Origin of the sequence: Stenotrophomonas sp. NPDC077421, assembly GCF_049545505.1 — a bacterium.
Classification (GTDB): Bacteria; Pseudomonadota; Gammaproteobacteria; order Xanthomonadales; family Xanthomonadaceae; genus Stenotrophomonas; species Stenotrophomonas nematodicola.
This window is the reverse complement of the sequence record NZ_JBMWDP010000005.1, coordinates 145,389-156,184: the sequence shown is the minus strand read 5'-3', so window position 1 is coordinate 156,184 and position 10,796 is coordinate 145,389. Positions and strand designations below refer to the sequence as shown.

Sequence of the window (10,796 nt, the reverse complement as noted above, 5' to 3'; positions counted from 1 at the left end):
CATCAAGCTGTGCGAAGAAAAGCGTGGCAGCCAGATCGGCATCAACTACCTCGGCAGCCAGGTGCAGATCAGCTACGAGCTGCCGATGGCCGAAGTGGTGCTCGACTTCTTCGACAAGCTCAAGTCGGTCAGCCGCGGGTACGCCTCGCTGGACTACCACTTCGTGCGTTTCGACGCCGGTCCGTTCGTCCGTGTGGACGTGCTGATCAATGGCGACAAGGTCGATGCGCTGTCGCTGATCGTGCACCGCAGCCATGCCGACCGCCGCGGCCGCGAGCTGTGCGAGAAGATGAAGGACCTGATCCCCCGACAGATGTTCGACGTGGCCATCCAGGCCGCCGTGGGCTCGCAGATCATCTCCCGCACCACGGTCAAAGCCATGCGCAAGAACGTTCTGGCCAAGTGCTATGGTGGCGACGTTTCGCGCAAGAAGAAGCTGTTGGAGAAGCAGAAGGAAGGCAAGAAGCGCATGAAGCAGGTGGGCCGCGTGGAGATCCCGCAGGAAGCCTTCCTGGCCGTGCTGCAGATGGACAAGTAAGGCACCCGATCCCAAGGACACCGCATGAAATTGTTTGAAATCCTCCTGGTCGTACTGACGCTGGCCTCCGGGCTGATCCTGCTGGCCGACAAGCTGTACTTCGCCAGGCGCCGTGCCGCGCGTGCCGGCCTGCTGGATTCCGAACCGGTGCTGGTCGACTACTCCCGGGCGTTCTTCCCGGTGCTGGCGATCGTGCTGGTGGTGCGCAGCTTCATCGCCGAGCCGTACAAGATTCCGTCCAGCTCGATGATGCCCAACCTGCTGATCGGCGATTTCATCCTGGTCAACAAGTTCTCCTACGGTCTGCGCCTGCCGTTGAACAACGCCAAGATCGTTCCGCTGGGCGAGCCCAAGCGTGGCGACGTGGTGGTGTTCCACTTCCCGGGCCATTCCGACGCCGACCCGGCCAAGGGCGAGAACTTCATCAAGCGCGTCATCGGCGTGCCGGGGGACGAGGTCGCCTTCCAGGGCGATGGGCTGATCCTCAATGGCGAGCCGGTCAAGTACGACAACAAGGGCATCTACGCGGGCCACCTCGGCCAAGGCGACGGCAGCACGCTGCTGGTGGAGCACCTGCCGGGCCGTACCCACACCGTGCTGGAGACCGACTACCCGCGTGGCCAGGGTCAGTGGACCGTGCCGGCCGGCAAGTACCTGGTCATGGGCGACAACCGCGACAACAGCGACGATGGCCGCTTCTGGGGCCTGCTGCCGGAGGAAAATCTCCGTGGCAAGGCGTTCCTGATCTGGCTGAACTGCTCGGGCTGGTTCTGCAAGGACGGCTTCGAGCCGTCGCGGATCGGCTCGACCATCAACTGATCCATCACACCGGCGTATCTGGGGAGAACGCAATGAAGACGATGAACACGCAGCGCGGCATGACCCTGACCTCGTTCCTGGTCGTCCTGATCGTGGTTGCCTTCGGCCTGTACATCGGCATGAAGCTGTTCCCGATGTACCAGGAGTACTACTCGGTGCGGTCGGCGATGAAGAGCCTGGCCAAGGAGCCGGGGGTGGGCAACATGGAGCCCGGGCGTGTCCAGGACCTGTTCTTCAAGCGTCTGTACATCAACTACTCCGAGAACGTGAAGCCGGCCAACGTCACATTCGATCGCATCGATGGCGGCTGGAACATGAAGGTCAACTACGAAGTGCGCCGGGCAATGATCGGCAACCTCGACGTGGTGGGCCGGTTTGATACCAACCAGGAATTGACCCGTAGCGGTGCCGAATAAACCTTTCCAACGCGGTGACCTGATCGGTCACCCCTTCCGCGATCCGGGTCTGCTGCAGCAGGCCCTGACGCATCGCAGTGCCGGTACGCCCAACAATGAGCGGCTGGAGTTCCTTGGCGACAGCATCGTCAATATGATGGTGGCCCAGGCGCTTTACGAGCGGTGGCCCAAGGCCGACGAGGGCGCGTTGACCCGCGCCCGGGCCGAGCTGGTGCGCGAAGGCGCGCTGGCGGTCATCGCCCGCACCCTGCAGCTGGGCGACCGGCTGACGCTGGGACCTGGCGAGATGAAGTCCGGCGGCCAACGCCGGGACTCGATCCTGGCCGACGCGCTGGAGGCGGTGGTCGCGGCGATCTACCTGGACGCCGGCTTTGCCGCCTGCCAGACCGTGGTGCTGCCCTGGTTCAGCCCCTCGATGGAGGCGCTGCCGGCCACGGGCAAGCCGGAGAAAGACCCCAAGACGCGCCTGCAGGAATGGCTGCAGGCCCGACAGAAGGCGCTCCCCCAGTACGAACTGGTGTCAGAATCGGGTGACGATCACGCCAAGACCTTCCGGGTACGCTGCGGCGTAACCGATCCTGCCGTCAGCACCGAAGGCGAAGGTGCCTCGCGACGGCTGGCCGAACAACAGGCGGCCGCCGCCGCCCTCGAGCAACTGGATTCCAAGTGAGCGAAGCAACCCCCCATCGTAGCGGCAGCGTGGCCGTCATCGGCCGCCCCAATGTCGGCAAATCCACTCTGACCAACGCCCTGGTCGGCGCCAAGGTCAGCATCGTGTCCAACCGGCCGCAGACCACGCGCCACCGGCTGCTCGGCATCGCCAGTTATCCGGAAGGGCAGCTGGTGCTGGTCGACACGCCCGGGCTGCACAAGGTGCAGAAGCGCGCCATGAACCGGGTGATGAACCGGGCGGCGCGCGGCTCGCTGGAAGGTGTCGACGCCGGGCTGCTGGTGATCGAGGCCGGCCGCTGGGACGAGGAAGACACCCTGGCCTTCAACGTTCTCAGCGATGCGGGCGTGCCGGTGGTGCTGGTGGTCAACAAGATCGACCGCCTCAAGGACAAGGGCGCGTTGCTGCCGTTCCTGCAGGAAGTGACCGCCGGCCGCAGCTTTGCCGCCGTGCATCCGATTTCCGCGCAGAAGCGCAACGGCTTGGACGCGCTGGTGCGCGACGTGCTGAAGCTGCTGCCCGAAGCCCCGCCGATGTTCGGCGAGGACGAGATCACCGACCGCAGCCAGCGGTTCCTGGCCGGTGAGCTGGTCCGCGAGCAGCTGATGCGCCAGCTGGGCGAAGAGCTGCCGTACGCCACCACGGTGGAGATCGAGCGCTTTGTCGAAGACGGCAACCTGCTGCGCATCGGTGCGGTGATCTGGGTCGAGCGCGAAGGCCAGAAGGCGATCGTCATCGGCAAGGGCGGTACCCGCCTGAAGGATATCGGCGCCAAGGCCCGCATGCAGATGGAACGTCTGTTCGGTGCCAAGGTGTTCCTGGAAACCTGGGTGCGCGTGCGCGAGGGCTGGTCCGACGACGAAGCCGCGCTGAAGGCCTTCGGCTACGAATGAACCGCCCCGGGCGCGCGCAGCGGCGCGGCGTCCGTCGTGTCCCGGCGTGCGCCGCGGTGGGACCCCACCGGCCGGCGCCGGTCGGGAGGTAGGCCGTGCGCATCGAGGATGAACCCGCCTTCGTTCTGCACGCCCGCCCGTGGCGGGAGACCAGCCTGCTGGTGGAAGTGCTGACCGAGCAGCATGGTCGCATCGGCCTGCTCGCGCGGGGCGTGTCCAGTGCCCGCAGCCAGCCGTTGCGGGCGGCCCTGCAGCCCCTGCAATGGATCCGGCTGACCGCGGTACAGCGCGGCGAACTGGCGCAGCTTCGCGGTGCCGAGGCACTCGACGCCGCACCGCGGCTGCTGGGCGATGCGATGCTCGCCGGCTTCTACATCAATGAACTGCTGCTGCGGCTGGCACCCCGCCAGGACCCGCTGCCCGACCTGTACGACGCCTATGCCGTGGTGCGCCAGCGGCTGCGCGACGGCGACCCCTTGGCATGGACCCTGCGCCGCTTCGAACGGGATCTGCTGGATGCGCTCGGGGTGGGGTTCGACCTGAGCCATGACGGCGATGGCGAGCCGCTCGATCCCGCTGCCCGCTACGAACTCGACCCGGGCGATGGCCCGCGCCGTCTGCTCAGTGACCGGGGCGCCGACCAGCGACGCGGGGCGGCCACCGGCAGCGCGCTGCTCGCGCTGGGCGCTGACCGTCTGCCCGGCGCGGAGGACCTGGCCAGCCTTCGCCGCAGCATGCGCACGGTGCTGCTGCACCACCTCGGGGGCCGCGGCCTGAAATCCTGGGAAATGCTCGACGACCTGTCACGCCGGCGCTAGCGCCGGGCGCTGAGACTCAATGCAGCAGGGCTTCCACCGCCGCGCGGAACTGGGTCTGTGCGCCGCCGGACTCCGGTGCCTGGTGCAGCTGGCGTACCGCCCGGGCCAGGCGCGCGGCGCCGACGAAGCCGCAACTGGCCTGCAACCGGTGCAACTGCCCGCGGAGGGCCCGTACATCCTGCTGCAGCAAGGCCTGCGCGACGGCGTCGCGCACCCCGGGCAATTCGGCCAGGAACAGTTCGCGCAGGGCGATGAGATGGTTGCGCTGCCCATTCAGGGCTGCCAGGGCGGTGGTTTCATCCCAGTCCTGGCGCTCGTTCTCGGTGCTGCTCCCGGGACCGGCCGCCATGCCGCCGGGGCTGTTGACCAGCGCGCGGCGCACCGCCTTGAGCAGCTGTTCGCGGGTCAGGGGCTTGATCAGGGTCTCGCTGAAGCCGGCCTCGCGCAGCCGGGCATGGATGCCGCTGTCGCCATCGGCGGTATGCGCCAGCGCCGGGGTGTCCGGCCGCGAACGGCGCAGGGCCTGCAGCAGCTCGGTGCCGTTGCCGTCGGGCAGGTTGACGTCGATCAGCCACAGGTCATGGCCGCCGCCGTTGGCGCGGTCCATTGCGCTGGCCAGCGAATCGGCGGTATCGACCTCGGCGGGCAGGGTCTCCAGCGCAGCCTTGAAGAAGCCGCGGCTGATGGTGTCGTCCTCGACGAGCAGGAATCGGGGCATGGGATCCCGCGGGGTCATCTGCATTGGGGCTGCCTCCATGTCAGCTGTGTCCCATATTAAACACGTCCGGGGCCGCTGCAAACGGTTTCCGAGCAGGGCAATGCCTCCATCTGCGACAATACGCACCCTTTTTGCCCGCAGCCTGTTGCCACGTGGCCCGAACCCGCTCCCGCCTCGACCGTACGCCCTTCCAGACCGACATCCTCGACCTCAGCCACGATGGCCGTGGCGTGGCCCGCCGTGATGGCGAGGGTGGCAAGGTCACCTTCATCACCGGCGCGCTGCCGGGCGAAGTGGTGACCGCCGAACCGACCGCCCGCAACCGCCACTTTGACGAGGCGCGCACGCTGGAGGTGGTGACCGCCTCGCCGCAGCGGGTGACGCCGCGCTGCCCGCATTTCGGCGTCTGCGCCGGCTGCGTGCTGCAGCACCTGGAGGAATCGCAGCAGATCGTGGCCAAGCAGCGGGTGCTGATGGACAACCTGACCCGTATCGGCCACGTCACCCCGGGTACCGTGCTGCCGCCGCTGGTCGGCGACAGTTGGGGCTACCGCCGCAAGGGCCGGTTCTCGGTGCGTCGGGTCGAGAAGAAGGACAAGACCCTGGTCGGCTTCCGCGAGCAGGACCCGCGCTTCGTCGCCGATCTGTCGCAGTGCCTGACCGTGATCCCGGAGATCGGCAGCAAGGTCGGCGCGATGGCCACCTTCATCGAGACCCTGGACGGCAAGCGCGATATTCCGCAGATCGAGTTCATCGCCGGCGACGACGCGATCATGCTGACCATCCGCCACATGCAGCCGCTCAGCGACGCCGATCGTGCGGCGTGGACCGCCTTCGGGCAGGAACACGGCTTTGCGATCTCGCTGCAGCCCGGCGGCGTGGAATCGGTGCAGCCGCTGTGGCCGGCCGAGGTGCCGCTGTCGTTCAAGCTCGCGCCGTGGGATGTCGAGCTGGCCTTCCGGCCGCTGGACTTCATCCAGGTCAATGCATCGCTCAACGTGAAGATGATCGCGCTGGCGCTGGAACTGCTCGACGCCGGCCCGGACGAGCGGGTGCTCGATCTGTTCTGTGGCCTGGGCAACTTCACCCTGCCGCTGGCGCGTACCGTGCGTGAAGTGGTCGGCGTGGAAGGTGATCCGGGACTGGTCGCGCGTGCACGGGAAAACGCCGAGCGCAATGGCCTGTCCAACGCCCAGTTCCACGCCGCGGACCTGACCCAGGACCAGCGCCAGACGCCGTGGATGCGCCAGGGCTTCGACAAGCTGCTGCTGGACCCGCCGCGCTCGGGGGCCATCGAAGTGCTGCAGCAGCTGCCGCTGAAGCAGTTCAAGCGCATCGTCTACGTCAGCTGCCATCCCGGCTCGCTGGCGCGCGATGCGGGCTATCTGGTCAACGAACAGGGCTTCACCCTGGTCTCGGCCGGCGCAATGGACATGTTCCCGCACACCGCGCACGTGGAAAGCATCGCGGTGTTCGAGAAGCGCTGACGCCCGTTCGCCGGCCGCGTCCGCTACTGCGCCGTGGCCGGTGCGTTGTGCCACTGTCCGTCCCCCCACACGAACGCCATCGGCTGGCGGCCGCGCTCGCTGGCGACGATGGCGTCGACCTCGCATTCGATCACCGGCGCGTCCTCGCCGATGTCGCACGCATGCACCGCGACCACGTCGGCCGTGCGCGCCGCCTGTGCCAGCTCGGCACGCGCGGCAGGGTCGGCCTCCTGCGCGGCGCGCGCGATGAACGCCTCGCGCAGCAGGACCTGCACACGCTCCTGCGGCGGCACCGGCACCGGGATCCGGCGCTGTTCGACAGGCATCGTCCAGCGCTGCTCCGTGTAGACGAAGCGCAACAGGCGATACACCGGCTCCGGACCCGCCTGGGCGGTCGTGATGCAGTCCACCGTGGCCGCGGCGGCGCCGTCGAGCGGCATGCAGCTGGACAACCCCAGCAGGCGGGGACGAAACGCGTCGGCGACCATGCGGCTGCTGTCGGTGGCGGGGCGGTCGGCGATGGCGGCATCGAACAGCGCGTCCATCGCCGACTGGGCCTGCGCCAGCGTGGGGATGGCCGGCGCGGCAGCGCTGGCGGCCAGCGGGAGCAGCGCCAGGGAGGCGAGGGCGATGCGGCGCAGAGTGGGGCGATGGCGTGTCATCGTGGCTGGATCCTTGCAGGGGGCGCGCAGTGTAGGCGCCGCGCCGCCATACTGTGCGCATGGGCATTGAAATCGAACGCAAATTCCTCGTCACCGGCGACGGCTGGCGCACCGCCGCGCACGCGGTGATTCCGATGGCGCAGGGCTACATCAATGACGCCGCCGCGCTCGACAGTGGCGCGCAGAAGGCCTCGGTGCGTGTGCGCATCCAGGGCGCGCAGGCCTTCCTCAACCTGAAGTCGCGCGAGATCGGCCACACCCGGCAGGAGTTCGACTACCCGATTCCGGTGGACGATGCCCGCGCGCTGCTTGCGCTGTGCGTCGGCGGGCTGATCGACAAGCGCCGGCATCTGGTCGAACACGGCGGGCGGGTCTGGGAGGTCGATGAATTCCTCGGCGACAACGCCGGGCTGGTCGTGGCCGAGATCGAGCTGGAGCGCGCCGACCAGTCCATCGCCCTACCGGCATGGGTGGGTGAGGAAGTCACCGACGACGTGCGCTACTACAACCTGGCGCTGGCCGCCCATCCCTTCAGCCGCTGGGACAGATAGCCGCGGGCGCGCGGCGGTGTCGCCGCTCGGGTTCAGCGCGAGCGTGAAGGGCCCGTCGGCGACGATCACGTCCAACGCGGCGCTTTGAGGCGCCGCTGCCCCCTTTTTTCCGCAGGCCGTCATCCCCATCTTGGCCGCATGAACATTGAGATCTGGTCCGACGTGGTGTGCCCCTGGTGCTGGATCGGTAAACACCGGTTCGAGCAGGGCCTGGCCCTTCTGGGCGACGAAGCGCCCGAGATCGAGGTGCGCTGGCGGCCGTTCCTGCTGGATCCGGACGCCGGCACCACTCCGGTGCCGCTGCGCGAGGCCTATCGGGCCAAATTCGGCAGTGCCGAGCGCACCGAGCAGATTCTGTCCCAGACCCAGACCACGGCGCGCGCCGAAGGCCTGCCGATGGACTTCGACCAGGGCCAGGTGCGGGTCACCACCCTGCCGGCGCATCGCCTGCTGTGGCTGGCGGGTCGTGAGGGCGTGCAGGCGGCGGTCGGCGAGGCGCTGTTCCGTGCGCATTTTGTTCACGGGCGGAATCTGGCCGATCCGCAGACGCTGATCGAGGCCGCCGCCGCCGGCGGAATCGCGGCCGACCGGGTGACGGCGCTGCTGGCCGGCGAGGAAGGGCTGGAGGAGATCCGGGCCCAGCTCGACCAGGCCCGTGCGGTGGGCATTCAGTCGGTGCCCACCTTTGTGATCAATGGCCGCTACGCCGTGCAGGGGGCCCAGCCGCCCGAGGCGTTTGCCCAGGCACTGCGGCAGATCGCGGCGGAAGGCGCCGCGGACGCGTCCTGACCGAGACGTGGTCACAGCCGCGCGGTCGTGGCCCACGGCGCGCGGGTTCTGCGACAATGCGGCGGTGCGCCATCGCGGCGCCCCGTATTGGAGATGACCCATGCTCGTGATCGGCGTCGCCGGGACCGAACTCACCGCCCAGGAGCGGCACTGGCTGCAGCATGACGCCGTGGCCGGTGTCATCCTGTTCAAGCGCAATTTCGCCTCGCGCGAGCAGGTTGCCGCGCTGTCGGCCGCGATCCGCGCCGCCGCCCCGCGCCCGGTGCTGATCTGCGTGGACCAGGAAGGCGGCCGCGTGCAGCGGTTCCGTGACGGCTACAGCGCGCTGCCGCCGCTGCAGGGCTTCGATGCGCAGTACGCCAGGGACCCCGAGGCCGCGCTGGCCCTGGCCGAGCAGCACGCCTGGCTGATGGCCAGCGAAGTGCGCGCCAGCGGCGTGGACCTGAGCTTTGCACCGGTGGTCGATTTGGGCCGGGGCAACCTGGCCATCGGCGACCGCGCCTTCAGCGCCGATCCGGACGTGGTCGCGGCCTTCACCCGCGCCTATGTGCGCGGCATGCACAGCGTGGGCATGGCGGCCACGCTCAAGCACTTCCCCGGCCACGGCACGGTCAAGGAAGACACCCACGTCGACGATGCCAGCGATCCGCGCACGCTCGATGAACTCCGTGCGCTGGACCTGGTGCCGTTCGTGGCCGGTATCGACGCCGGTGCCGACGCGGTGATGATGGCCCACGTGGTCTACCCGCAGGTGGCGCCGGAACCGGCCGGCTACTCGCCCCGCTGGATCGGCGAGATCCTGCGCGGCGAGATGGGCTTCCGCGGCGTGGTGTTCTCCGACGACATCGGCATGGCCGCGTCGTTCTCCGCCGGTGGCGTGAAGGCGCGCGTGGATGCGCATCTGGACGCCGGCTGCGACGTGGTGCTGGTCTGCCACCCCGAACTGGTGGAAGAATCGCTGCGCGCGGTCGAAGGCCGCACCCTCAATACCGCCGCGTTGCTGGGCCTGATCGGCCGCGGCGCGCTGGGCTGGGACGGCCTGTTGGCCGACACCCGCCACGGCACTACCCAATCCCGTTTGCTTGACACCCTTGGAAGAACCGTCTGATGCCCAACCTCACCATCCCCCAGGCCCTGGCCCAGGCCGACCTGCTGGTCGACCGCCCCACCATCGACAAGGCCATCGCCGGCATCGCTGACGCCATCGCGCGCGATTACAAGGGCGAAGTGCCGCTGTTCCTGTCGATCATGCATGGCGCCCTGCCGTTCGCCGGACAGCTTGCGCTGGAACTGGGTGCCCGCGGCCAGGACGTGCAGTTCGATTACCTGCATGCCACCCGCTACCGCGGTGAGACCACCGGCGGCGACCTGGTCTGGAAGCACAAGCCGGCCACCGCGCTGTTCGGCCGTCGCGTGCTGCTGGTCGACGACATCCTCGATGAGGGCTACACGCTGCAGGGCGTGCGCACCTGGTGCCTGGAACAGGGCGCGACCGACGTGCGCATCGCCGCGCTGACGGTCAAGCAGCACGACCGCGCGCTGCCGGACATCAAGGCCGACTACGCCGGCATCGACCTGCCGGACCGTTACGTGTTCGGCTTCGGCATGGACGTCAATGAGACGCTGCGCTGCGTGCCGGCCATCTACGCGATGAAGGAATGATGGAACACATCGCACTGGCCGTCATCGGCGGCACCGGCGTCTACAAACTGGCCCAGCTCGACGATGTCAGCAGCCACCAGGTCGAGACCCGCTACGGCACGCCGTCCGGCCCGATCCGGGTCGGCACGCTGCTCGGCCAGCGCGTGGCGTTCCTGGCCCGCCACGGCGAAGGCCACTCGCTGCCGCCGCACAAGATCAATTACCGCGCCAATCTCGCTGCGCTGCAGCAGATCGGCGCGACGCGCGTGCTCGCACTCAATACTGTTGGCGGCATCACCGATGCGTTCGGACCGCGCGTGCTGGCCTGTCCGGACCAGTTGATCGACTACACGTGGGGTCGCATCTCCACGCTGTGTGAAGAGCCGGGCAGCGAGGTGCTGCACGTGGACTTCGGGCATCCGTACACGCCGATGCTGCGCAGCAAGGTATTGGCCGCAGCCAAGGTCACCGGCGTGCGTCTGCAGGATGGCGGATGCTACGGCGCCACGCAGGGGCCGCGCCTGGAAACCAATGCGGAGATCGCCCGCATGCGTCGCGACGGCTGCGATCTGGTCGGCATGACCGGCATGCCCGAAGCCAGCCTGGCGCGCGAGCTCGGTCTGGACTATGCCTGCCTGGCGATCGTGGCCAACTGGGCGGCCGGGTGTGGTGATGGCGACGAAATCACGATGGCCGAAGTACTGGCCAACGTCGATGCCGCGTCGGCGGGTTTGCCGGAACTGATCGGTGAATTGGCGCGGGGGTGATTGTCATTGCGGAACAAGCTTTGCATA

13 protein-coding genes and 1 pseudogene are annotated in these 10,796 nt (G+C 68.3%); 12 read left to right on the top strand and 2 right to left on the bottom strand.

The window, feature by feature from the left end; all coding sequences use genetic code 11:
• The 6 genes and pseudogenes from ACPEH1_RS04730 to recO all read left to right on the top strand — a co-directional run.
• A pseudogene (locus tag ACPEH1_RS04730) lies at positions 1–538 on the top strand (elongation factor 4); the annotation flags it as partial.
• 24 nt (positions 539–562) lie between these two features.
• A complete protein-coding gene (lepB, locus tag ACPEH1_RS04725) occupies positions 563–1,357 on the top strand; it encodes a signal peptidase I (RefSeq protein ID WP_017356784.1) in 795 nt (264 codons plus the stop codon).
• A 32-nt stretch (positions 1,358–1,389) separates the two neighbouring features.
• Entirely contained in the window at positions 1,390–1,773 is a 384-nt protein-coding gene (locus tag ACPEH1_RS04720; protein ID WP_017356785.1) for a DUF4845 domain-containing protein, read from the top strand.
• Positions 1,763–2,443: a ribonuclease III gene (rnc, locus tag ACPEH1_RS04715; protein WP_017356786.1), complete on the top strand. Its 681-nt coding sequence runs from the start codon at positions 1,763–1,765 to the stop codon at positions 2,441–2,443. The genes ACPEH1_RS04720 and rnc overlap by 11 nt, the downstream gene beginning before the upstream one ends.
• A complete protein-coding gene (gene era, locus ACPEH1_RS04710; protein WP_136003123.1) occupies positions 2,440–3,336 on the top strand; it encodes a GTPase Era in 897 nt (298 codons plus the stop codon). The genes rnc and era overlap by 4 nt, the downstream gene beginning before the upstream one ends.
• Before the next feature lie 95 nt (positions 3,337–3,431).
• Entirely contained in the window at positions 3,432–4,154 is a 723-nt protein-coding gene (recO, locus tag ACPEH1_RS04705) for a DNA repair protein RecO (RefSeq protein ID WP_136003124.1), read from the top strand.
• Positions 4,155–4,170: 16 nt separating this feature from the next.
• Here recO and ACPEH1_RS04700 read toward each other — a convergent pair whose 3' ends face one another.
• Entirely contained in the window at positions 4,171–4,896 is a 726-nt protein-coding gene (locus tag ACPEH1_RS04700) for a response regulator (protein ID WP_136003125.1), read from the bottom strand.
• Positions 4,897–5,024: 128 nt separating this feature from the next.
• Here ACPEH1_RS04700 and rlmD point away from each other — a divergent pair, with 128 nt between their 5' ends.
• Positions 5,025–6,359 carry a 23S rRNA (uracil(1939)-C(5))-methyltransferase RlmD gene (gene rlmD, locus ACPEH1_RS04695; protein WP_136003126.1) on the top strand — a complete coding sequence of 445 codons (1,335 nt, stop codon included), beginning with the start codon at positions 5,025–5,027 and terminating at the stop codon, positions 6,357–6,359.
• A 23-nt stretch (positions 6,360–6,382) separates the two neighbouring features.
• On the opposite strand, the gene ACPEH1_RS04690 is transcribed toward rlmD, so the two are convergent.
• Positions 6,383–7,021 carry a hypothetical protein gene (locus tag ACPEH1_RS04690; protein ID WP_423715339.1) on the bottom strand — a complete coding sequence of 213 codons (639 nt, stop codon included), beginning with the start codon at positions 7,019–7,021 and terminating at the stop codon, positions 6,383–6,385.
• A gap of 59 nt (positions 7,022–7,080) precedes the next feature.
• Between ACPEH1_RS04690 and ACPEH1_RS04685 the strand changes: the two genes are divergently transcribed.
• From ACPEH1_RS04685 to ACPEH1_RS04665, 5 genes are all read left to right on the top strand, one after another.
• Positions 7,081–7,572: a CYTH domain-containing protein gene (locus tag ACPEH1_RS04685; protein ID WP_017357283.1), complete on the top strand. Its 492-nt coding sequence runs from the start codon at positions 7,081–7,083 to the stop codon at positions 7,570–7,572.
• A gap of 138 nt (positions 7,573–7,710) precedes the next feature.
• Complete coding sequence (locus ACPEH1_RS04680; RefSeq protein WP_136003128.1) at positions 7,711–8,361, top strand: DsbA family oxidoreductase; 651 nt, start codon at positions 7,711–7,713, stop codon at positions 8,359–8,361.
• A gap of 100 nt (positions 8,362–8,461) precedes the next feature.
• On the top strand, positions 8,462–9,469 hold the full coding sequence (gene nagZ / locus ACPEH1_RS04675) for a beta-N-acetylhexosaminidase (RefSeq protein WP_153165220.1): 1,008 nt from the start codon (positions 8,462–8,464) through the stop codon (positions 9,467–9,469).
• Positions 9,469–10,023 carry a hypoxanthine-guanine phosphoribosyltransferase gene (locus ACPEH1_RS04670; RefSeq protein WP_017357286.1) on the top strand — a complete coding sequence of 185 codons (555 nt, stop codon included), beginning with the start codon at positions 9,469–9,471 and terminating at the stop codon, positions 10,021–10,023. The genes nagZ and ACPEH1_RS04670 overlap by 1 nt, the downstream gene beginning before the upstream one ends.
• Entirely contained in the window at positions 10,023–10,769 is a 747-nt protein-coding gene (locus ACPEH1_RS04665) for an S-methyl-5'-thioinosine phosphorylase (protein ID WP_026070968.1), read from the top strand. The genes ACPEH1_RS04670 and ACPEH1_RS04665 overlap by 1 nt, the downstream gene beginning before the upstream one ends.
• Positions 10,770–10,796: the final 27 nt, after the last annotated feature.

Bases quoted from the DNA above. Each gene is read 5' to 3' on its own strand.
- lepB (WP_017356784.1), top strand. From the start codon at position 563: ATGAAATTGTTTGAAATCCTCCTGGTCGTACTGACGCTGGCCTCCGGG.
- ACPEH1_RS04720 (WP_017356785.1), top strand. From the start codon at position 1,390: ATGAAGACGATGAACACGCAGCGCGGCATGACCCTGACCTCGTTCCTG.
- ACPEH1_RS04700 (WP_136003125.1), bottom strand. From the start codon at position 4,896: ATGCAGATGACCCCGCGGGATCCCATGCCCCGATTCCTGCTCGTCGAG.
- ACPEH1_RS04690 (WP_423715339.1), bottom strand. From the start codon at position 7,021: ATGACACGCCATCGCCCCACTCTGCGCCGCATCGCCCTCGCCTCCCTG.
- ACPEH1_RS04685 (WP_017357283.1), top strand. From the start codon at position 7,081: ATGGGCATTGAAATCGAACGCAAATTCCTCGTCACCGGCGACGGCTGG.
- ACPEH1_RS04680 (WP_136003128.1), top strand. From the start codon at position 7,711: ATGAACATTGAGATCTGGTCCGACGTGGTGTGCCCCTGGTGCTGGATC.
- nagZ (WP_153165220.1), top strand. From the start codon at position 8,462: ATGCTCGTGATCGGCGTCGCCGGGACCGAACTCACCGCCCAGGAGCGG.
- ACPEH1_RS04670 (WP_017357286.1), top strand. From the start codon at position 9,469: ATGCCCAACCTCACCATCCCCCAGGCCCTGGCCCAGGCCGACCTGCTG.
- ACPEH1_RS04665 (WP_026070968.1), top strand. From the start codon at position 10,023: ATGGAACACATCGCACTGGCCGTCATCGGCGGCACCGGCGTCTACAAA.